Genomic DNA, 20,073 nt, shown 5'->3' with positions numbered 1-20,073 from the left:
CCCTCGGCTGCCTCGGCGACTGACCGCGCGTCGGCCGTGAGCATGTTGAACGCGCGCACGTATCCGCAAGTCGTGTGCGAAACTGCCGCGATGACCTCAGAGACGATCAATGCTGCAGCCTCGGGCACTTGGAAACTCGGAGATCTCACCGTCCATCGGATCGGCTTCGGCGCGATGCGGTTGACGGGCAGCGCGGCCTTCCACCACGGCACACCGAGCGACCGCGAGCGCTCGATCGCCGTGCTGCGGCGGGCGATCGAGCTGGGCGTCAACCACATCGACACCGCGGCCTTCTACTTCTCCTCGCTCCGCTCCGCGAACGAACTGATCAACAACGCGCTCGCCCCGTACGCGGACGACCTGGTCATCGCCACCAAGGTGGGGCCGTTCCGCGACTATGCGGGGGAGTGGGGCGCCTCGGCCCGGCCCGAGGATCTGCGCGGCCATGTCGAGGAGAATCTGCGCCAGCTCGGCCGCGACCACCTCGACGTGGTGTACCTGCGCCGTATGCGACAGGACTCGATCGCCGAACACTTCGGCGCGCTGGCCGAGCTGCGCGACGCCGGGCTGATTCGGCACCTGGCCGTCTCCGACGTCGAACCCAGGCACCTCGCCGAGGCACTGGCCATCGCGCCAGTGGTGAGCGTCCAGAACAAGTACGGCCTCGACTCCCCGGACCCCGAGACCGACGTTCTCCTGCGGACCTGCGGCGAACAGGGCATCGCGTTCGTGCCGTTCTTCGCGATCGCCGGTAAGGGCGGCGCGCTGGGCCCGAGCGGCACCACCGACGACGTCGTGCTCGACGTCGCGCGGGCGCACGACGCGACGCCCGCCCAGGTCCGGCTGGCGTGGACCCTCCACCAGGGTCCGCACGTGCTCGCCATTCCCGGCACGGGCAACCCGGACCACCTGGCGGAGAACGTCGCCGCGGGCGCGCTCCGTCTCACGGACGACGAGCTGACCCGCCTCGACGCGCTCCACGCGCGGGCGCAGTAAGCCCGCGGGCCCCTGCCGGCTCACCGCAGGGGCCCGACGCGCTCAGCCCGCGTACGCGCTCAGCGGATAGTGGTCCGAGAGGTTCGTGTACGTGTAGTCGGTGCCCCAACTGGACACGGCCCAGGGCGCGGACTGCTCACTGCCCGCCCACCGGGCCGAGGAGACCCCTGCGCCGGTCACGCACGCCCCACGCGGTCAGACGACAACAGCTCTGAACCCCTTCGGCAGGGCTGACCGAGGCCGAGTACAGCCGCGTCACCCACGACTACGCCCTCGCGGCAGCCCGCGCGTTGTTGCCGCTGAACGAGAACCTGACCTTCGTGTACGACTCGGGTCACGGCGCCGACAGTGCCGGCACCACGATCTGGTCGAGGGTGAAAGGCCGGGCCGAGGAGGCACTTCTGGCCCTGCCCTTCCGCGCCTACGTCTTCCGGCCGTCCTATGTCCGGCCCACGCGGGGCGCCCGTGCCGCAACCCGTCCCTACCGCCTGATGTATGCCTCCACCTCGTGGCTCTCCCCGGTGCTCCGCCGCCTGTTCCCGCGGCACATGACCACGACGGACACGGTGGGCCGAGCCATGCTCGCGGTGACGCGAAGCCAAGGGCGAGGGCCACGCGTGCTCACCAGCGTGCAGATCAACGGACTTGCTGCCCAGGAGGCGGCGTCGCGGTGCCCGCCCGCGAGGCATCGTCGCGGGCGGGCGGCTGCCGAAGGACCTTCAGCCCAGCTGCTCGTGCAGGAAGGCCACCGTGCTCTCCCAGGCCTGCGCGGCCGACTCCGGGGCGTACGCCTCGGGACGGCCGTCGTTGAAAAAGGCGTGCTGGGCGGGGTACAGGCGGAAGTCGGGGGTGATGCCCGACTGCTGCTGGATCGCCGTGCTCAGCTGCTCCAGGCTCGCTTTCGGAATGCTGGTGTCGAGTTCTCCGTAGTGGCCCAGGATCTGCGCCTTCAGGCCGGAGAAGTCGGGCAGTTCGCCCTGGATCACGCCGTAGAACGGCACCGCGGCGCTCACCCGTGGGTCGGCCGCCGCCTGGTAGAGGACGAAGCCGCCGCCCATGCAGAAGCCGACCGACGCCACCGTGTCCGAGGTGACCTCGGGCAGGCCCAGTAGATGGTCGACCGCGCCGGAGCGCAGCTCGACGCCACGCGCGACCGGCAGCTCCTGCATCATCCGGAAGGCCTCGCCGCTGTCGTGCGCCACATTGCCGCCGTACAGGTCGGGCGCGAGGGCCACGAAGCCCTCCGCTGCCAGCCGGTCCGAGACATTCGCGATGTGGTCGGTCAGGCCCCACCACTCCTGGATGACGATCACGCCGGGGCCCTGCCCGGAGGGCGGCAGCGCCAGATATCCGTGCGCCGTACCTCCGGCGCTCGGGAACGTCACGTTCTGATGGGCAGGGGCCCGGTCGACTTCGGCAGCTCGGACATGTCGCTCAATTCTGGTGGGGGCAGCGTCAGGTGGGGGCGCGGCGGGGCCGGCCCCGAGTCGATCTCCACGATGTCATGCGCGCGCACCGCGACCTCGCCGGGCCCGCACGACACGGCCCGCGGCCACCTTCTGCAGCACGCTGTACGCGAGAACCGGCAGTAGCACATGCGGCCGGTCGGGCAGCGTCGTCGTGATGAGGACCGCGCCGGCGCTGCTGTTGTTCATCCCGCAGGCCAGCGTGACGGAGGCGCCGGCGGGCGGGTCGAGGCGCAGTACGCGCGCGGTGATCCGGCCCAGCGTGAACGACAGCCCGCAGACGGTGGCGGCGACGGCCAACGCGGCCGCGAACAACACCGGTTCGGGATGGCTGAGGAAGGGGCCGAGGACGCCGCTGGCATTGATGTACGTCAGCAGCAGCGAGGCGAGTATCGCCGCGGGGACCGCCGCGCCGAGGAGCCGGTCCATGAGACGGCGGGGCAGGGCGAGCCGGCACATGATGCCGGCACCGCAGGGCAGCAGGACCCCCGTGAGCGCGAAGCCGCTCCCCGCGGACTGCGCCGCTCCGGCCAGCGTGCCGGCGTACTCACCGCTCAGCAGCGGGCACAGCGCCGTCATCGTGACCGGGGTGGTCAGGGGGCTGACGATCGTGGACGCCAGCACGAGGCCCACCGTCGTCGGCTGATCGCCGTCCTCCTTGCTGGTCCACACCGTGGCCCCGGCCGCCACGGGCATGGCGACGATCAGGATCATCGCCGCGACCAGGCCACTGCCCCCGTCGGTGTCGGGCGACTGCCGCAGCGCGAACGCGACCCCCGGGATGATCAGCAACGGCGCGACCAGGTGGAGGACGAGCCCGGTCAGCAGTGCGGTGGGGCGCGCGAGTAATGCCCGCAGCTCGTGCAGGGGCACTTGGAGACCTGCGGTGAACAGGACGAGGGACAGCAGGAAATGCGGCGTTCTGAAAGGGAGTTCGGGAAGTCCCAGGACCCCGGCCGCGCCGAGCGTGTGCGTGTGGCGCAGCCACAGGCCCGGGGTCGGCACCGTCGTGGCGGCGAGATAAGCCGCGCCGACGGCCCATCCGAGATGGCTACGGAGTGGAGTGAGGGGGGACGTCGCGTGGGGCGTGCGAATCATGGCGGCGCTCTTCCGTCGTGGGACCTGGGCGGAGACGGGGCGCCGATATTGCGGAGCAGGCACGGGGAGCGAACCGTGCGAAGAGGTAAGTGCACAGACTCAGCCAGCAGAGGCTGAACAGCCAGCCGCCGAGGACGTCGGAGAACCAGTGAACTCCCAGGTAGACACGTGACAGTCCGACCAGCAGGGCCCAGCAGCCGCTGACCACGACGAGCGACTTTCTCCCGCGTGGAGCGCGCGCGAGCAGCGCGAGAATGAGCAGTCCGCCGGTGACGGCGGATGTGGTGGTGTGGCCCGAGGGGAACGACCAGCCGGAGGCGTGCGTGGCCCAGTCAGCCGTCGCGGGGCGGGGGCGGGCGACCAGGGACATCACCCCGTACCGCACGGCTTGCGCGGCGGCCAGGCAGCCGAGACAGCCGACGACGGCGAGGATCCGCCGGCGCGCCGTACGACCGAGGACGAGGCCGGCCACGGCCGCCAGGGCGTAGGGAACGATCCCCGTGCCGGTGTACGTCACTCCGCGTGCCGCGGCGAGGGCCACATCCGGGCGGTGTCCTACCGACCAGGAGGTGAGGGCCTCGTCGCCGAACAGTGCCGCGCCGTCCCGGCCGATGAGGATCAATGTCAGCAGCACGAACGCGACCGCGCTTCCCACCGCCACCGAACCGGCGAGATCCGTGGCGTCCTCCCGCGGCGGCGCGATGCGCCGGGCTGCGGCCATCGGAGCGGCTCCCTTCCCTGTGGTCACAAGGACGCGGCAAGAGGCCACACTCCCGTGGTGACTACAATCCTGTAGACGGTCTACACAACTGTAGACGATTAAGGGGTGGGGAGCGTTCCCGGAGCACCCGATCGGATGCCGTACGCTACGTGTTACGTATAACCCTGGAGGCCTCGATGAGACGCATCGCCCTGGTCGCCCTCGTCGTCGACGACTACGACGAGGCGATCCGCCACTACACCGACGCTCTCGGATTCCGGCTCGTCGAGGACACGCCGCGCCCCGACGGCTCCCGCTGGGTCGTCGTCGAACCGGGCACGGAGACCGGCGGCAGCGGGCTGCTGCTGGCCCGGGCCAAGAACGAGGCGCAGCGCGGCCGGGTCGGTGACCAGACCGGCGGACGCGTGGGTTTCTTCCTGCACACCGACGACTTCGCCCGCGACTACGCCAGGATGCGGGCCGCCGGCGTGACCTTTCTGGAGGAGCCGCGCCACGAGCCGTACGGCTCCGTCGTCGTCTTCCAGGACCTGTACGGAAACCGCTGGGACCTGCTGGAGCCTGCCACCACCGCCTGAGCCACCCGAGAAAACGCCGCTCACCACCTGCCGAACCTGCCGAGGAAAGACACGCATGACCGCGCACCGCATCGACGCCGACACCATCCGCCGCCTCCCCAAGGCCGTACTCCACGACCACCTCGACGGCGGTCTGCGCCCCGCCACCCTCGTGGAGCTCGCGGAGACGGTCGGCCACACCCTGCCCACCACCGATCCGCAGGCGCTGGCCGACTGGTACTACGAGGCCGCCAACTCCGGCGACCTGGTGCGCTACATAGCCACCTTCGAGCACACCCTCGCGGTGATGCAGTCCCGCGAGGGCCTGCTGCGCACCGCCGAGGAGTACGTCCTCGACCTGGCCGAGGACGGCGTCGTGTACGGCGAGGTCCGGTACGCGCCGGAGCTGATGGTGAACGGCGGGCTCACCCTGCCCGAGGTCGTCGAGACCGTGCAGGAGGGCCTCGCGGCGGGCATGGCCAAGGCGGCCGCCGCCGGCACCCCCGTGCGCGTCGGCACCCTGCTGTGCGGCATGCGCATGTTCGACCGCACCCGTGAGATCGCCGACCTCGCGGTGGCGTTCCGGGACGGCGGCGTCGTCGGCTTCGACATCGCGGGTGCCGAGGACGGCTTCCCGCCCGCCGACCATTTGGCCGCCTTCGAGCACCTGCGCGCCGAGAGCGTCCCATTCACCATCCACGCCGGTGAGGCCCACGGCCTGCCCAGCATCCACCAGGCCCTCCAGGTCTGCGGTGCCCAGCGCATCGGCCACGGCGTCCGCATCACCGAGGACATCGTCGACGGCAAGCTCGGTCGCCTGGCGGGCTGGGTGCGCGACCGCCGTATCGCCCTGGAGATGTGCCCGACGTCCAACCTGCAGACGGGCGCGGCCACCTCCATCGCCGAGCACCCCATCACCGCCCTGCGCGACCTGGGCTTCCGGGTCACCCTCAACACCGACAACCGTCTGGTGTCGGGCACGACGATGACCCGCGAGATGTCGCTGCTGGTCGAGGAGGCCGGCTGGGGTGTCGAGGACCTGCGCACGGTCACGGTGAACGCGATCAAGAGCGCGTTCATCCCCTTCGACGAGCGCAATGCCCTCATCCGCGAAGTGGTGCTGCCGGGCTACGAGGCCGCGCTCTAGGGAGTCCCGCGTGCAGGCCGCGCACCAGAGAAACCCCGTCCGCGGGCCGCGCACGAGAGGAACCCGTCCGCGGGTCGAGCCTCAGAGCAGCCCGCGGACGTACGCGGCCTGGCCGACGTGTTGCAGATCGTCGGCCAGGACGCTCACCAGCCGTACGCCGAGGGTGACGGCCGGGGTCCAGCGCTCGTCCACGACGCGCTCCAAGTCCTTGGCGGTCAGCCCGCGTACGAACTCCAGGCTCTGTTCGTGCACCGCGTCGTAGTAGCCGATCAGCAGGTCACCCGACTCGACCCGCACCTTGGCCACCTTCGCCGCGGTGTGACCGTACCCGGTGTCCCGGCGGGGCAGATCGAGCCCGAAGCGCTTCTCCCAGCCCTGCGCCAGCCAGACCTGGTCGAGCTCCGCGGCGTCGGCGACGTGGTCGTCCTGGATCCGGGTGAGATGCCAGATCAGCCATGAGATGGAGTTGGCGGTCTCGGCGGGCCGGGCATTGAGGTCGTCCGGGTCCAGACCTTCGACCGCGGCATGGACTTCTTCCTGGATGCGGCTGTACGCGTCGATGAGGATGTCCTTCGCATGCATGCGTCCACCATCGCGCACAGCGGCGCCTCACGCGTCCGCAATCCAGCTGCCGTGGAAGCCCAGCGGCACCCGGCCCGGCAGATGGATCCGGGCGACCGGCTCACCCGTGAAGTCCTGGGCGGCCAGGATCACCAGGTCGGCCGCCCCTCGATCGGGGTTGTGCACGTACGCGATCGCGTAGCCGTCGTCCTCGGTCTTCGCCCCCGCCGACGGGACGAAGACGGCTTCCCCCGCGGCGGCGTCCCGCGGCAGGCGGTGCACCTGCGTGGTCCCTCGGAACAGGTCGTGCTTGATCAGCGCGTTGCTGAAGGCGCGGTCGGGCGGATTTCCGTCGGCCGTCATGTACGCGAGCGTCATGTCGGCGGCGGCCGCGGTGTAGGCGTACCGGTGCCGCCGGCTCACCAACGCCTCGTGGACGCGCGGGAATTCCTGCGGGCGGTCGTCGATCGTCCTGGTGTGTACGCGACCGTGGGCCAGGTCGACGGTCCAGCGTTCGAGCGAGGCGGTACCCGCTCCGTAGGCTCCGCCGGAGCCGCGGCCCGCGACCTGGAAGGGTGCCGGGTAGGTCGTCATGTCGACGACCACGGACGAGCCCTCGTCATAGGCGTTCAGGGTGTGGGAGTAGTAGACCGGCTCGACCTCGAACCAGCGGACCCTGCCGCCCGCGCGTGGCAGCAGGCCGACGCGCATCGGGTGTTTCTCTTTCCAGATGTACGGGACGAGGTCGCCGCGCTCCGCGGCCGCGGGGTCGAAGGTGATGGGCAGATCGAAGAGCACGACGTATTTCTCGGTGAGTGCGAAGTCGTGCATCATCGGCCCGTCCGCCACCGGGATCCTCGTGGTCCGCACGACCCGGCCCGTGTGATCGATGACGTGGTGCCGGACGTGGTCCCAGGTCGGGTAGTAGGCGATCGCGTGCAGTTCGCCGGCCGCCGCGTCGAACTTGGTGTGTGCGGTGAATGCCCCCTTGAGGGTCCCCCGGAAGTCGTACGTACCCACAGTGTTGAGCTCGTGGTCGAGTTCGTACGGAAGGGGTCCGCTCTCCTGGAGCGTCAGAATCCGTCCGCCCAGGCCGATCACATGGGTGTTGCACGGGAAGTCCTCCGGCGGCAAGGGCTCGGGGTAGGGCTCGCCCAGCTTCTTGGCCACCGACGACGAGCGGACCCAGCGGTTGCGGTACCACTCGGCACGGCCGTCGCGCAGTCGCACGCCGTGCACCATGCCCTCGCCGAGCATCCAGTGGTGGGCGCGAGGGTCCTCAAGTCCCAGGACATTGGGGCCGTTTCGCAGGAATCGGCCGTTCAGTTCGCGCGGGATCCGTCCGGTGACCGGCAGGTCGAACGCCGACAGCTCCTCGGTGACGGGCTTGAACGCCCCCTCCAGGAAGGGGTAATGCCTGCTGTCCTGTGCGCGGAGTGGGGCGGCCGCCGCTCGGCCGCCGATGCCGCCGATCAGCCCCCCCGCCGCCGTGACCGCCGCGCCCCGCAGGACCGTCCGCCGTGTGTGATCCGTCATCTCGGTACTCCCGCCTCGCAGGTCTCGTGCCGGACGTTCACGAGTCTGCGGCGACGGACCGGCCTGGTCAGGAGTGCTGGGGCTCTTTCGGGGGTGGCGTCAGCCCCCCTCTTGCGAGGTGTCGAGAAGACCCATCAGCGCCCGCGCCGCCGGACTGGTGGCCTCCGGCGGCGGCAGCATGGCGACGGTCTCGTACGACGTGTCGGAGGCGGCCTTGAGGGGGAGGGCGGTGAGATCGCCGGCCTCGCGCTTGAGGCCGAAGTGCCGCGGTACGACGGCGATCCCGAGGTCCTCGTGGACGAGCTCCAGAAGGCTGTGCACGTCATTGACCTCAAGGGTCACGGTCCGGTGCACGCCCGCTGCCGCGAAGGCGGCGTCCGTGGTGCGGCGCGGCCCCCAGTCGGGGTGGAAGTCGACGAAGGCCTCGCCGCCCAGCTCCTCCGGCGTGAGCGCGGCGGCGGTCGCCAGGTGGTGCGTGGGATGGCAGAGCACGGTCATCGACTCGCGGGTCAGCGGGACCGAACGCAGCTGGTCGGTGTCGGCCTGTGTCTTGACGGCGAAGGCCAGATCGAGACGGCCCGCGGCGACCTCCTCGGCCAGCGCTCCGGACCCCGCCTGCCGCAGCCGGATCTCGACATCGGGATGGCGCCGCCGGAACGCGGCGAGCAGCCTCGCCACGTGCACTCCGGCGATGCACTGTTCGGTGCCCAGGGAGAGCGTGCCGCGCAGCACGCCCTGCACGGCGGCCACCGCGTCGTGCGCCGAGCGGACCTGGGCGAGGATCCGCTCCGCCTCGGCCAGCAGCGCGCGACCGGCCTCCGTGAGGGTGACGCGCCGGGTGGTGCGGACGAACAGCGGGGCCTGCAGCTCCCGCTCCAGTGCGCGGATCGACGACGACAGGCCGGACTGCGACACCATGAGTCGCTCCGCCGCCCGGGTGAAGTGCTGGTCCTCGGCGACCGCGACGAAGTGCTGAAGGTGGCGCAGTTCCATGAGGGGCAAGCGTAGCCGCTGATTGAGAAGCGTCATCGCTGAATCCCATCCGATTCTCCCGTTGGACCGCTGCCCGGGCGCGCGCGAGAGTGGAGACCTGTTTTCCCGGCCTTCAGGAGTACGCGTTGTACACCGCACACCCCGACCGTTACGCGGACATGCCCTACCGGCGCACCGGACGCAGCGGTCTGAAGCTCCCCGCGCTGTCGCTCGGCCTGTGGCACAACTTCGGCCCCGACCGGCCGGCGGAGACCCAGCGCGCGATCCTGCGCCGCGCCTTCGACCTCGGCGTGACGCACTTCGACCTCGCGAACAACTACGGGCCGCCGCCCGGCGCCGCCGAGTCGGCCCTCGGCGACGCCCTGAAGGCCGACTTCGCGTCGTACCGCGACGAGCTGGTCATCTCCACCAAGGCGGGATACCTGATGTGGCCGGGCCCGTACGGCGAATGGGGCTCGCGCAAGTACCTGCTGTCCTCGCTCGATCAGAGCCTGGCCCGGATGGGCCTGGACTACGTGGACGTCTTCTACTCGCACCGCCCCGACCCGCAGACTCCCTTCGAGGAGACGATGGGCGCCCTGCACTCGGCGGTACAGCAGGGCAAGGCGCTGTACGTCGGCGTCTCCAACTACTCGCCGGAGGAGACCCGCGAAGCCGCCCGCATCCTGGGCGAACTGGGCACCCCGCTGCTCATCCACCAGCCGCGCTACTCGATGCTCGACCGCCGCCCCGAGGAAGGGCTCCTCGACGTGCTGGACGAGCTCCAGGTGGGCTCCATCGCCTACTCGCCGCTGGAGCAGGGCCTGTTGACCGGCCGATACCTCGACGGCATCCCGGAGGGTTCGCGCGCGGCGAGCGACAGCCCGTTCCTCAGCGCCGACACGGTCACCGTGGATCTCGTACGACAGCTGCGTGCCCTCGAGGAGATCGCCAAGTCGCGTGGGCAGTCCCTGGCGCAGCTGGCGCTGGCCTGGGTGCTGCGCGGCGGCCGGGTGACGTCCGCGCTGATCGGCGCGAGCAGCCCGCGGCAGTTGGAGGACAGCGTCACGGCCGTCGGCAACCTGGAGTTCGATCCGGACGAGCTCGCCCGGATCGACGCGATCATCAAGCCGTGACGCCCACTGGTCAGGCGGTGAGGCGCTCGCTGAGCTCCCACAGCCGGTCGGCCGCCTCGGGGTCGATGGCGTAGGGCAGCACTCCGGCCTTCCACGACCTGTTCATGAGGGTCCAGTCGCGTCCCTCCGCCGGCGGCATCGGTGGCGCGACGTCGCTGTTCTCGCAGTAGAGACCGCCCATTCCGTCGAGCAGGGGGCTGGTGGCGCACCACACGCTGGTGGCCGCCCCCTGCTCGACGTTCTTGAGCTGCCGGTCCGGGTCCAGGATCGGCTCGCCGTCATCATCGAGGACACCGACGGCCTTCAGGTCCTCCTCCGCGAGATACCTCTTCAGGCCGGTGTCGACGATGCTGCCCGGATGCAGGGAGAAGGCGCGGATGCCGTCCGCCCTGCCGCGCTCGTCGAGCGCGAGGGCGAAGAGGATGTTGGCAGTCTTCGACTGACCGTAGGCGACCCAGCGGTCGTACGCGTGGTGCTCGAAGTGCGGATCGTCGAACAGGACGGGCGAGAACCGGCAATCCGTACGATGAATGCTTGTGAGTCCGCATTACTTGCGCGATAGTACGGATATGTCAGTCGACCCGCTTTCCGACACCCTCGCGCTCACCGACGCACGATGTGTGATCTCCGGGGGGTTCACCGCCGGGGGGCAGTGGGCGCTGCGGTTCCCCCGGCCGGACCGGCTCAAGATCACCGCCGTCGTCAAGGGCAGCTTCTGGGTGGCGCTCGACGGTATGCCGGAGGCCGTGCTGCTGGAGCCCGGCGATGCGGCGGTCTTCGACGGCAGCCGCCCCTTCGTGGTCTCCAGTGATCCGGCGCTGGAGCCGGTGGACGCGTCGAGGCTCTTCGCGGACGCGCCGGAGCCCATGGTCCACCTCGGCGAGGGTGAGGAGGTCGTCTCCGTCGGCGGCCATGTCGAACTGGGGCGCTCGGGCGAGGAGTTGCTGCTGCACGCGCTGCCGCCGCTGATGCACGTCCGCGCGGCCGCGGCGGAGGCGCCCGTGCTGCGCTGGCTGCTCGACCAGCTGCTGCGCGAACTGACGGCAGGGCGGGCCGGTGCCGACTTCGCGGCGGACCAGCTCGCCCAGCTCATGTTCGTCCAGGTCCTGCGCGCCTACCTGGCGGACGCCGAGGCGCTCCCGGCCGGCCGGCTGCGGGCCCTCGCCGACGACCGCATCGCCCCGGCCCTGCGTCTCATGCACGCCGAGCCGGGCCGTCCCTGGCAGCTGGAGGAACTTGCCAGGGCGGCGGCCATGTCCCGCACCACCTTCGCGCAGCGGTTCCGCGCCGTGGCCGGTGTGCCACCGCTGACCTATCTGCTCGACTGGCGAATGAGCCTGGCCCGGCGCGCCCTGCGGGACGGGGAGACATCCGTGTCGGCCCTGGCCCAGAAGGTCGGTTACACGTCCGAGAGCGCGTTCAGCAATGCCTTCAAGCGCACGACCGGTATTGCGCCGAGGCGCTATCGGGACGCGGTGCGGGCGGCGGCCACGAGCTGAGCGGCCCCCTCGGGTCGGTGACCATGAGCCGAGCGGGCACTCATCGCGGACCGTCGCCCCGGCCTAGGCCGTCGGAACGCGGTCCAGGAACCCGTGCACACTCCGGATGCGACCCTCGCCGTCCAGCGTGATCACGTCGAACCCGGCAACGGGTGCCGAGCCGTCCGCCTCGTTGACCAGCTCCCAGCCGAAGCGGGCGATGTCGTGGTGGCCGTCGACCGCGCCCAGCGGCCGGAACGCAAACCCCGGGAACTGCTCGTGCGCAGCCGCGATCACGGCCGCGATCTGCTGGTGCCCGTGGACGTCGGCCAGCGGGTCGGTGTAGGTGCCGTCCGCGGTCCAGGCGGCGGTGACCGCCTTCGTCAGCGCGTCCTGCTCGCCCGCGTTCCAGGCCTCGAAGTAGCGGGCGACGGCGGTCTCGTAACGGTCGTTGGTCGCGGACATGGTGAATCAGCCTCCATCGAGGTCGTACCTGCTGGTCACGGGGCCGAATCCCGGCGTGTCGTGTCCCGCTGGGATCCGGTGCGACCACCATGCCGGGCGCCGTCGGGGGCGTCGATTACCCCAGGGGTAATGGCCCGAGCGCGGGGCGTCGGCGCTGCCAGCTCCGTTTCGGCCAAACCAAGCTGCGCATATGCCAAGAGACTGGCTGGAATGGCATGGTGACAGAGTGTCAGGAGTGGCGATACTGAATTCCTAGGGCAATTCAGCCACGCCCGGACAGCAACATCGTGCACAGCAAAAGAGCCGCGGGGAAAGCGAGGCCGGACCGGCGGCGAGCGACGCCGATGGGGGAGCGATCGTGCACGACGAATTCCTGTGTCATGTCACCGCGTATGGAATATGCGGTGGTCAGCGCGTCGGTGTACCCCTGGGGACATATCGCGCGCCGACCCTTGCGCTGGCCCTGTGGTGGATGCGGGACCGTGCCGCGTGGATGGCCGATCGGCTCGATCCGCAGCCCGAAGACCCGGCCTTTCCGCCGCACTCGATCGCGCCGGTGGCGGACACCGTCCCGGACGTGCCGAGCATGCTGCGCGCGTGGTGCGGGGATTCGGTCCAGCAGGAACTGGTGGCGGAGGAATTGGCCGCGGGAAAGCTCGTTCGGATCGCCACCAGCGACGACACCACCGAATACGAATTGCTCGCCGAATCCGTGGACGCACTGCGCATGCAGCGGACCGCCGCCGTACTGGGCAGTTCCGCCGCCTGACATCGACCGTCGCCCCGGTGGCGTCACACCCCGGACCAGTGGCTCGGCGGGCCTACCCCTTCCGGCGCAGTGATCAGGCGCACATGTGGACGAATAGCTAGAATTCTGGCATGCGAGAGCGGCCGGTCGCCTCGACTGCGCCCGAACTCGTCATCGAGACCGAGACGGGCTCCACGGTGATGAGCCCGAGCCGCGAGTATCACGTCGGACGTGATCCCTTGAGCGATGTGGTCCTCGACGACGTCCGGGTCTCGTGGCACCACGCCGTGCTGCGGCCCGAGGCCGATCACTGGACGCTCGAGGACGAGAAGAGCAAGAACGGCACGTACGCCGACGGCCGGCGCGTCCACGAGTGGTGCGTGGGGCCGGGCAGCGTCATCCGCTTCGCCGACCCCTCCGACGGCCCGCAAGCCGTCCTCCTCGGGCGGCCGCCGCCCGCAACGGAGCGTCTCTCCGCCGTCTCCATACCGGCCGCCACCGGCACCTTCCGGCAGCCTTCCGCCGTACGGCCGCTGCCGGCGCGCCCCGTCCGCATCGGGCGCGGCGACGACAACGACCTGGTCGTCGACGAACTGGTGGTCTCCCGGCGGCACGCGGAGCTGCACACCCGCCCGGACGGGACGTACGAGATCGTCGACCTCGGCAGCCACAACGGCACGTTTCTCAACGGCCGGCCCGTCGAGTGCGCTCCGGTCACGCCGGGCGACATCGTCGGCATCGGCCACTCCGCGTTCTGCCTCGTCGGCGACCAGTTGCAGGAGTACGTCGACACGGGTGAGGTCTCCCTGGATGTCCAGGACCTCACCGTCGAGGTAGACGGGGGCCGCAAGAAGCTCCTCGACCAGGTGTCCTTTCCCGTCGGCGAGAAATGCCTGCTCGCCGTCGTGGGTCCGAGCGGCGCCGGAAAGTCCACGCTCCTCAATGCCCTGACCGGGCAGCGCCCCGCCGACGGTGGCACCGTCCTGTACGACGGCCGCGACCTCTACCGCGACTACGCCGAACTGCGCCAGCGCATCGGCCTGGTCCCGCAGGACGACATCCTGCACACACAGCTCACCGTACGGCGGGCCCTCGGGTACGCCGCCGAACTGCGCTTCCCGCAGGACACCGCGAAGGCGGAGCGCCATGCGCGGGTCGACGAGGTGATCGGCGAGCTGGGCCTGGAACAGCGTGTCGCCCAGCCCATCCACAGCCTGTCCGGCGGCCAGCGCAAGCGGGTCAGCGTGGCTCTGGAACTGCTGACCAAGCCGTCGCTGCTGTTCCTCGACGAGCCGACCTCGGGTCTGGACCCCGGCATGGACCGCTCGGTGATGCACATGCTGCGCAACCTCGCCGACGACGGCCACACGGTCATCGTGGTCACCCACAGCGTGCTCAGCCTCGACGTCTGCGACCGGCTCCTCGTGCTCGCGCCCGGCGGCACGGTCGCCTACTACGGCCCGCCCGACGACGCCCTCGCCTTCTTCGGATACCGGCAGTGGCCCGAGGCGTTCGAGGCCTTCGAGCGGGACCAGGGCCGGGACTGGGCGGCGGAATACCAGGAGTCGCCGTTCCACGACGAGTACATCGACAACTCCAGCGCGCAGCCGCATCTGCCACGGGCCGCCCGGGGTGCGATGGTCGCAGCGCCACCCAAGGCCCAGAGCTGGGGATCCCAGCTCAGCACTCTGGTCCACCGCTACGCGGCCACGCTCGGCGCCGACCGGACCTTCCTCGCCGTCATGATCGCGCTCCCGTTCGTGATGGGAGCGATGGCCCGGGCGCTGGCCGGCAGCGAGCTGACCCAGGGGACGGCGACGAACGCGCTGCTCATCCTCTGCGTCGGCGCAGTCCTGACGGGTGCGGCCAACGCCGTACGCGAACTGGTCAAGGAGCGGGTGATCTACCAGCGCGAGCGCGCGGTCGGCCTGTCCAGATCGGCGTACCTGATGTCCAAGGTCGTGGTCCTCGGCGCCGTCAGCGTGCTGCAGGCGATCGTCCTCACCCTGGTTGCCCTGTTCGGCGTCGACCTCAACGCACCCCGCGGGGAAGGGGTACTCATTCCGCCGCTCGTGGAGATCTCGGTGGCCGTGGCCCTGCTCGCCTTCACCGCGATGATGCTCGGCCTCCTCGTCTCCGCCCTGGTGCCCAAGGAGGAGGTCACCATGCCGCTGCTGGTGCTGCTGGCCATCGTCCAGGTGGTCTTCTGCGGCGCGCTCTTGAACGTGAACGGCGTGCCCGGCATCGAGCAGCTGTCGTGGCTGGTGCCCTCGCGGTGGGCCCTGGGCGCGATGGCCGGGACCATCGACCTGGCCCGGATCGTCCCCGGGGACCTGACCTCCTATGCACTGTTCCGGCACTCGGCCGGTGTCTGGTTGCTCAACGTGTCGATGATGGTCGTGCTGTCCGTGGTCTTCGGATACGCCGTGATCCGACTGCTGCGGCGGTACGAGCCCGCGGTCATGCGGAAGTAGGCGCCGATGACGACCCCCGACTTCCGCCCCACACATGTCGTCCCCAAGGACGGCCTGCCCGCCTGGGAGACCCCCGACCCGTCCCGGCCCACCGTTCCGCTCGACGCGCTGCTGCCGGTCCAGCTCGTCGACCGGTTCGGGGACTGGGGCCGGATCATGTGCGCCAACGGCTGGTCGGCGTGGGTCGACGGCCGCCTCCTGATCGCCGTACCGCAGACGCCGCCCGCCGCGAGCAGCCCGCTCACCCGCACCGCGGACCCCCGCCCGCTGCTCGCCCGCGTCGAGGAGGCGCTCACGAGCTACCGCGGCGCCGCCGAGGAACTCGCGGCCGGGCAGCTCGACGGGGAGTCCTTCCGCGACCGGACCCAGGGACAGCGGATCGGGGTGGTCGTCGACGGTGAGTCCCTCTGGCTGTACGACGGCGAGCACGAGCGGTGGGTGTACTGCGACGGGACCCGGCTGAGCACCTTCGCGACCGAGGGGGACCCGGCACCGGCGAGACCGAAGCGGACCGGGGAGGCGCCCGAGGCGCAGGGGCAGGCCAGGGGCGTACAGGAACCGCCTTCCGATGCCCACGAACCCACCCGCCTCGTGACGTACGACGGGGACGACCAGGGTGACGGCTGATGGACGGCACTCGGGTCGACCGGGGCGGACGGCTGATGGGCAGTGCGCGACACGATGGGGGTGACCAATGATGGAGGGCTCCCGGCACGACACCAGTCTGTTCTCGGGGAATCCGTCCGATCTGATCGGACGGACCATCGCGGGCTACCGGATCCAGGAGGAGATCGGCCGGGGCGGGATGGCCGTGGTCTACCGTGCCACGGACCTGCGTCTGGACCGCACCGTCGCTCTCAAGCTGCTCGCGCCGGGGCTCGCTCGCAACGACACCTTCCGCGGCCGCTTCACCCATGAGTCGCGGGTGGCCGCCGCGATCGAACACCCGAACATCGTGCCCGTCTTCGAGGCGGGCGAGGCGGACGGTGTCCTGTACATCGCCATGCGGTTCGTCGTCGGGCGCGACCTGCGCCAACTGCTCGACAGCGCGGGGCCGCTGCCGGTCGCGGTGGCCGCCCGGATCGGCGTGCAGGTCGCCTCGGCGCTGGACGCGGCCCATGATCACGGCCTGGTGCACCGGGACGTGAAACCCGGCAACATCCTGGTGGCGCAGGGCACCGACAGCGACCACCCCGAGCACGTCTACCTCACGGACTTCGGCCTGACGAAGAAGTCGCTGTCGCTGACCGGGTTCACGAACGTCGGCGAGTTCGTCGGCACGCTCGACTACGTCGCACCGGAGCAGATCTCGGGGAAGCCGGTGGACGGCCGGTGCGACGTCTACAGCCTCGCCTGCGTTGTCTACGAGATGATGGCCGGCAGTCCGCCCTTCCAGCGCGAGGACGACATGGCGCTGCTGTGGGCCCATCAGTACGACCAGCCGCCGGCCCTGTCCGTGCGGCGCCCCGACATCGCCGCCGACGTCGACGCCGTACTGGCGAAGGCGCTCGCGAAGAGTCCCGAGGACCGGTACGACTCGTGCCTCGCCTTCATGGCCGCGCTGCGCGTGGCGGCGCGAGGCGCCTCGGGCGCGGGCAGGAAACCGGCTCGGGCGGAGGCCGCAGCCGGGCATTTCGGTCCGCCACCGGAACCGCCGAGCTGGGCCCGGCCGGTCTTCCCGCACTGAGCGACCCCGGGGAAGTGCGGGTGCGTGCCGGCACCCACTCGGCCGGACGTGGCGTCAACTCCTGTCGGGGGCAGCTGTCCTCACCTCGCCCTTCCGGTGGACGCGCTTGGCCAGCAGGCCGCCGAGGAACCCGGTGACCAGCCCCCACAACGCGGCGAACCCGAGCGCGGTCCACACCTGAGGCTTCAGGAAGAGTTCGCCCTGCAGGCCGCCGCCGATATCGCCGATGCCGACGATCGACAGGCCGTAGTGGGCCGAGATCCGGGCGACGAGACAGATCATCAGCACCGTGAGCACAAGCGCGACCGCCATGTGCACGGCGTGCTGCCAGGCCCGCATCCGAGCCGGTGAGCGGGCCGCCATCAGGAACGCGGCGGCGAGGAGCAGTACCGCGTCGACAACCACCAGCCACCACACTCCGGCGTCGTGCTCGGCGAGGGTGTGGAGGTTGAGCGTGGAGACGTCCGGGGTGCGCAGCACCTGGTCGAGCAGATGCGGTATCGGCAGCCCGAACGGCCCGTCGACCCGACCGTTCCAGGTGGCGCCCAACCCGATCGTCAGGCTGAGCCAGACGAGGTTCGGGAGCCCGAGGAGGATCAGGGCGAGCGTCGCGGAGGCGTGCCCGCGGGTCGCCGCCATCACCAGCCCGATGACCACGCCCAGCGCGACGTACGTGAGCAGCAGCGCGACCATGACGAAGGCGGCCGGTCGTACCGACTCCTGGAACCGCAGCAGCCGCGCGGGAAGCGGCGCCCCGGGCGAGACCAGCAGGGCGAGGACGAGCACACCCGCCAGCCACAGCACCCCGAAGCCGAGGGTCGACGGCACGTCGGTCGTGAAGCCCACCTCGGGCGTGGCACCGAACAGTTCGCCGATGTCGGAGATGGTCCCCTTCCCCAGAGAGACCTTGAAGTTCTGGTGGGCGAACAGCGCGAGTCCGACCAGGGCCAGCACCCACAGGACGGCGAACCGCGCGGCCCACCCGGCCAGTTCCGCGGCGCCGGCGACAGCCCGGTGCCGCAGCGGCTGCAGGAAACCGGCCGCGATCACCAGGGCTCCGGCCAGCGTGACCGAGAGCGGAATCACCGTCAGGCCCGCCTGGGTCTCGGCGATGACTCCGGCGTCACCCGCGAACTCGACAGTGCCGCCGACCGCCGTGACAACGGTGGCCGCGACGACCCGCGGGTACGCGCTGTCGGGAAGGTCCGTGGCGCCCGCCGCCCACAATCCGAGTGCGGCGACCACTCCCATGACGATCAGCCCAGCCAGCACGGCCACGACGGCCCGGCCCCAGCCGTGGCGGGCGGCCGTCCGCTCACCGTTGCGGGCAACTGCCTGGTCGGACGGTGTTCGGGGGCTCACGCTGCCACGCTAAGCACCGCCGACGCGGTCCGCCCCTCGGGAGGTCCGACCGCGTCAGCTTGCGGGCAGTACCGGATCGGAGCACACAATGGGTTCGTTATGGAAAAAGCGGCATGAAGTGAGTTAAGTGCCGCAGGATCCCTACGCCGGGAAGAAGAGCTCGTGAGCGTCGAACCGCCGCCCTCAGGCCGGCCCACCGGACCGCCTTCGGGCCCCTTGACGGGTCCGTCGCAGCCGAGCCCGTCGGAACCGACCCCGACCCAGCCGGGCGGGCGGGCACCCACGGAACCGCCGAGCGGCGGGGGCAGCGGCGGTGGGGGCGGCGGTGGCCCGGGCGGGCCGGGCGAGCCGAGCAAGGGGCCGGAGCGGCACTGGTGGAAATCGGCGCCCCGCGTCGCGCTGATATCCGGCGCCGTGGCGGCTGCGGTGATCCTGGGCCTCGTCTTCAGCAACACCAACTCCGGTGGCGGGAAGAACGCCGCCGGTGAGGTCTTCCTCCAGGCCGCGGGGACGTCCGGCCCCGACCCCTACACCGAGTCGACGGCGACCCACAGTTCCGCGGCGCCCGAAACGCCCTCGGTGTCGACCGGATCGGAAGCCGCCAATGTGACGCGCGGCGTGGACGGTTCCGCGCCCGGCCTCTACAGCGGCACCCGCAATGTCTCCAGTTGCAACGTGGAGAAGCAGATCAGCTCCTTGCAGGCGGACCCGTCGAAGAACCGGGCGTTCGCCTCGGCGCAGGGCATCCAGCCGTCCGGGGTCCCCGCGTATCTGCGCTCGCTCACCCCCGTACAGCTGCGCGTGGACACCCGCGTCACCAATCACGGCTACCGCAACGGCGCCTCAACCAGCTACCAGGCGATCTTTCAGGCGGGTACCGCCGTGCTCGTCGACTCCCGAGGCGTGCCCCGCGTTCGGTGCGCGTGCGGCAACCCCGTGGCCGAGCCGGTCCAGCAGAAGACCACGCCCAAGCCGACCGGCGACTCGTGGCCGTCGTACCGGCCGCAGAACGTCGTGGTCGTCGCGCCCTCGGTCACGGTCATCAACGTGTTCGTCATCTTCGACCCCCACAACGACGAGTGGATCGCCCGGCGCAGGGGCGACAACGTCCACCACGATCACAAGACGCGTCCGCCGACGCGTCAGCCCTTCCCGTCGGTGAGCCTCTCGTCCCCGACGCCGAGTTCGCCCTCGCCGAAGTCGCCGTCGCCGTGCGTCTCTTCGCCGGGTGGCGCGAGCAAGTGCCCCTCGACCTCACCGTCGTCGAGCTCTTCGTCGGCCAAGCCGTCCTCGAAGTCCCCCTCGCCCGAGTCCTCGAAGCCGTCGTCGAGCTCCTCGTCGGCCAAGCCGTCCAGCGAGTCCCCGTCCAGCGAGTCCCCGTCCACGCAGGCTCCGTCGACGACGTCCACGTCGGCGCCGTCGTCCGGCTCCGCGTCCGCGGGTCGGACGGCGGCATCCCCGCCCGCGCAGACACAGTCCGCGCCGCAGCCGTCGTCCGCCCCCTCCTCCGCGCCCAACAGCGCCCCGGAACCGCCCGCGAATTCTCAGGGCCCTCAGGGGTCATAGACCCGGTGAGGACGACCGCCGACGACGCGTCGCGTCCTCGCCCGGGATCGGCCGGCTGCCGCGTCACCCCACCCCGATTCCACCGAGAGCGGAACGTCGATCCCGT

The 20,073-nt window shown here is 70.8% G+C and carries 19 protein-coding genes and 1 pseudogene; 10 read left to right on the top strand and 10 right to left on the bottom strand.

Features of this window, described 5'->3' with window-relative positions; all coding sequences use genetic code 11:
• The first annotated feature begins 90 nt into the window (after positions 1–90).
• The gene (locus OG390_RS04785; protein WP_406165204.1) at positions 91–996 is read left to right on the top strand and encodes an aldo/keto reductase; all 906 of its coding nucleotides are present in this window, start codon (positions 91–93) and stop codon (positions 994–996) included.
• Positions 997–1,038: 42 nt separating this feature from the next.
• On the opposite strand, the gene OG390_RS04780 is transcribed toward OG390_RS04785, so the two are convergent.
• From OG390_RS04780 to OG390_RS04765, 4 genes and pseudogenes are all read right to left on the bottom strand, one after another.
• Positions 1,039–1,176: a hypothetical protein gene (locus OG390_RS04780; protein ID WP_406178349.1), complete on the bottom strand. Its 138-nt coding sequence runs from the start codon at positions 1,174–1,176 to the stop codon at positions 1,039–1,041.
• A 539-nt stretch (positions 1,177–1,715) separates the two neighbouring features.
• A pseudogene (locus tag OG390_RS04775) lies at positions 1,716–2,425 on the bottom strand (dienelactone hydrolase family protein).
• A gap of 73 nt (positions 2,426–2,498) precedes the next feature.
• Positions 2,499–3,560 (bottom strand): sodium-dependent transporter, encoded by a 1,062-nt coding sequence (locus OG390_RS04770; RefSeq protein WP_406165202.1) that lies wholly within the window; start codon positions 3,558–3,560, stop codon positions 2,499–2,501.
• Positions 3,514–4,281, bottom strand: coding sequence for a phosphatase PAP2 family protein (locus tag OG390_RS04765; RefSeq protein WP_406165200.1), 768 nt, complete (start codon positions 4,279–4,281; stop codon positions 3,514–3,516). The genes OG390_RS04770 and OG390_RS04765 overlap by 47 nt, the downstream gene beginning before the upstream one ends.
• A 176-nt stretch (positions 4,282–4,457) precedes the next feature.
• Between OG390_RS04765 and OG390_RS04760 the strand changes: the two genes are divergently transcribed.
• Positions 4,458–4,856: a VOC family protein gene (locus OG390_RS04760; RefSeq protein ID WP_406165198.1), complete on the top strand. Its 399-nt coding sequence runs from the start codon at positions 4,458–4,460 to the stop codon at positions 4,854–4,856.
• Between the two features lie 55 nt (positions 4,857–4,911).
• Positions 4,912–5,982, top strand: coding sequence for an adenosine deaminase (locus tag OG390_RS04755; protein ID WP_406165196.1), 1,071 nt, complete (start codon positions 4,912–4,914; stop codon positions 5,980–5,982).
• A gap of 81 nt (positions 5,983–6,063) precedes the next feature.
• Here OG390_RS04755 and OG390_RS04750 read toward each other — a convergent pair whose 3' ends face one another.
• From OG390_RS04750 to OG390_RS04740, 3 genes are all read right to left on the bottom strand, one after another.
• Entirely contained in the window at positions 6,064–6,564 is a 501-nt protein-coding gene (locus OG390_RS04750) for a DUF664 domain-containing protein (RefSeq protein WP_406165194.1), read from the bottom strand.
• 27 nt (positions 6,565–6,591) lie between these two features.
• The gene (locus OG390_RS04745; protein ID WP_406165192.1) at positions 6,592–8,079 is read right to left on the bottom strand and encodes a carotenoid oxygenase family protein; all 1,488 of its coding nucleotides are present in this window, start codon (positions 8,077–8,079) and stop codon (positions 6,592–6,594) included.
• Between the two features lie 99 nt (positions 8,080–8,178).
• The gene (locus OG390_RS04740) at positions 8,179–9,072 is read right to left on the bottom strand and encodes a LysR substrate-binding domain-containing protein (protein WP_406165190.1); all 894 of its coding nucleotides are present in this window, start codon (positions 9,070–9,072) and stop codon (positions 8,179–8,181) included.
• A 125-nt stretch (positions 9,073–9,197) separates the two neighbouring features.
• On the opposite strand from OG390_RS04740, the gene mgrA reads away from it, so the two are divergent.
• Positions 9,198–10,187 (top strand): L-glyceraldehyde 3-phosphate reductase, encoded by a 990-nt coding sequence (gene mgrA / locus OG390_RS04735; RefSeq protein ID WP_406165188.1) that lies wholly within the window; start codon positions 9,198–9,200, stop codon positions 10,185–10,187.
• A 10-nt stretch (positions 10,188–10,197) separates the two neighbouring features.
• Here mgrA and OG390_RS04730 read toward each other — a convergent pair whose 3' ends face one another.
• Positions 10,198–10,401, bottom strand: a complete 204-nt coding sequence (locus OG390_RS04730) for a hypothetical protein (RefSeq protein ID WP_406165186.1) — start codon at positions 10,399–10,401, stop codon at positions 10,198–10,200.
• A gap of 355 nt (positions 10,402–10,756) precedes the next feature.
• Here OG390_RS04730 and OG390_RS04725 point away from each other — a divergent pair, with 355 nt between their 5' ends.
• Complete coding sequence (locus tag OG390_RS04725) at positions 10,757–11,686, top strand: AraC family transcriptional regulator (protein ID WP_406165184.1); 930 nt, start codon at positions 10,757–10,759, stop codon at positions 11,684–11,686.
• A gap of 63 nt (positions 11,687–11,749) precedes the next feature.
• Here the strand turns inward: OG390_RS04725 and OG390_RS04720 are convergent, their stop codons facing one another.
• Positions 11,750–12,130 carry a nuclear transport factor 2 family protein gene (locus OG390_RS04720; protein WP_406165182.1) on the bottom strand — a complete coding sequence of 127 codons (381 nt, stop codon included), beginning with the start codon at positions 12,128–12,130 and terminating at the stop codon, positions 11,750–11,752.
• A 358-nt stretch (positions 12,131–12,488) separates the two neighbouring features.
• Between OG390_RS04720 and OG390_RS04715 the strand changes: the two genes are divergently transcribed.
• From OG390_RS04715 to OG390_RS04700, 4 genes are all read left to right on the top strand, one after another.
• Positions 12,489–12,899 (top strand): hypothetical protein, encoded by a 411-nt coding sequence (locus tag OG390_RS04715; protein WP_406165180.1) that lies wholly within the window; start codon positions 12,489–12,491, stop codon positions 12,897–12,899.
• A 110-nt stretch (positions 12,900–13,009) separates the two neighbouring features.
• Positions 13,010–15,352: an FHA domain-containing protein gene (locus tag OG390_RS04710; protein WP_406165178.1), complete on the top strand. Its 2,343-nt coding sequence runs from the start codon at positions 13,010–13,012 to the stop codon at positions 15,350–15,352.
• A gap of 6 nt (positions 15,353–15,358) precedes the next feature.
• Entirely contained in the window at positions 15,359–15,979 is a 621-nt protein-coding gene (locus OG390_RS04705) for a hypothetical protein (RefSeq protein WP_406165176.1), read from the top strand.
• Positions 15,980–16,049: 70 nt separating this feature from the next.
• Positions 16,050–17,039, top strand: a complete 990-nt coding sequence (locus OG390_RS04700) for a serine/threonine-protein kinase (protein WP_406177500.1) — start codon at positions 16,050–16,052, stop codon at positions 17,037–17,039.
• A 54-nt stretch (positions 17,040–17,093) separates the two neighbouring features.
• On the opposite strand, the gene OG390_RS04695 is transcribed toward OG390_RS04700, so the two are convergent.
• Complete coding sequence (locus OG390_RS04695) at positions 17,094–18,401, bottom strand: streptophobe family protein (RefSeq protein WP_406165174.1); 1,308 nt, start codon at positions 18,399–18,401, stop codon at positions 17,094–17,096.
• Between the two features lie 162 nt (positions 18,402–18,563).
• Here OG390_RS04695 and OG390_RS04690 point away from each other — a divergent pair, with 162 nt between their 5' ends.
• Entirely contained in the window at positions 18,564–19,967 is a 1,404-nt protein-coding gene (locus OG390_RS04690) for a DUF6777 domain-containing protein (RefSeq protein ID WP_406165172.1), read from the top strand.
• The last annotated feature ends 106 nt before the right edge of the window (positions 19,968–20,073 follow it).

Origin of the sequence: Streptomyces sp. NBC_00996, assembly GCF_045162675.1 — a bacterium.
Lineage (GTDB): Bacteria > Actinomycetota > Actinomycetes > Streptomycetales > Streptomycetaceae > Streptomyces.
This window is presented reverse-complemented; position numbering and strand designations above follow the sequence as displayed.

Coding starts and splice junctions, on each gene's coding strand:
- OG390_RS04770 (WP_406165202.1), bottom strand. CDS start 3,560: ATGATTCGCACGCCCCACGCGACGTCCCCCCTCACTCCACTCCGTAGC.
- OG390_RS04760 (WP_406165198.1), top strand. CDS start 4,458: ATGAGACGCATCGCCCTGGTCGCCCTCGTCGTCGACGACTACGACGAG.
- OG390_RS04725 (WP_406165184.1), top strand. CDS start 10,757: ATGTCAGTCGACCCGCTTTCCGACACCCTCGCGCTCACCGACGCACGA.
- OG390_RS04740 (WP_406165190.1), bottom strand. CDS start 9,072: ATGGAACTGCGCCACCTTCAGCACTTCGTCGCGGTCGCCGAGGACCAG.
- OG390_RS04765 (WP_406165200.1), bottom strand. CDS start 4,281: ATGGCCGCAGCCCGGCGCATCGCGCCGCCGCGGGAGGACGCCACGGAT.
- OG390_RS04720 (WP_406165182.1), bottom strand. CDS start 12,130: ATGTCCGCGACCAACGACCGTTACGAGACCGCCGTCGCCCGCTACTTC.
- OG390_RS04745 (WP_406165192.1), bottom strand. CDS start 8,079: ATGACGGATCACACACGGCGGACGGTCCTGCGGGGCGCGGCGGTCACG.
- OG390_RS04705 (WP_406165176.1), top strand. CDS start 15,359: ATGACGACCCCCGACTTCCGCCCCACACATGTCGTCCCCAAGGACGGC.
- OG390_RS04755 (WP_406165196.1), top strand. CDS start 4,912: ATGACCGCGCACCGCATCGACGCCGACACCATCCGCCGCCTCCCCAAG.
- OG390_RS04710 (WP_406165178.1), top strand. CDS start 13,010: ATGCGAGAGCGGCCGGTCGCCTCGACTGCGCCCGAACTCGTCATCGAG.
- OG390_RS04700 (WP_406177500.1), top strand. CDS start 16,050: ATGGAGGGCTCCCGGCACGACACCAGTCTGTTCTCGGGGAATCCGTCC.
- OG390_RS04785 (WP_406165204.1), top strand. CDS start 91: ATGACCTCAGAGACGATCAATGCTGCAGCCTCGGGCACTTGGAAACTC.
- OG390_RS04750 (WP_406165194.1), bottom strand. CDS start 6,564: ATGCATGCGAAGGACATCCTCATCGACGCGTACAGCCGCATCCAGGAA.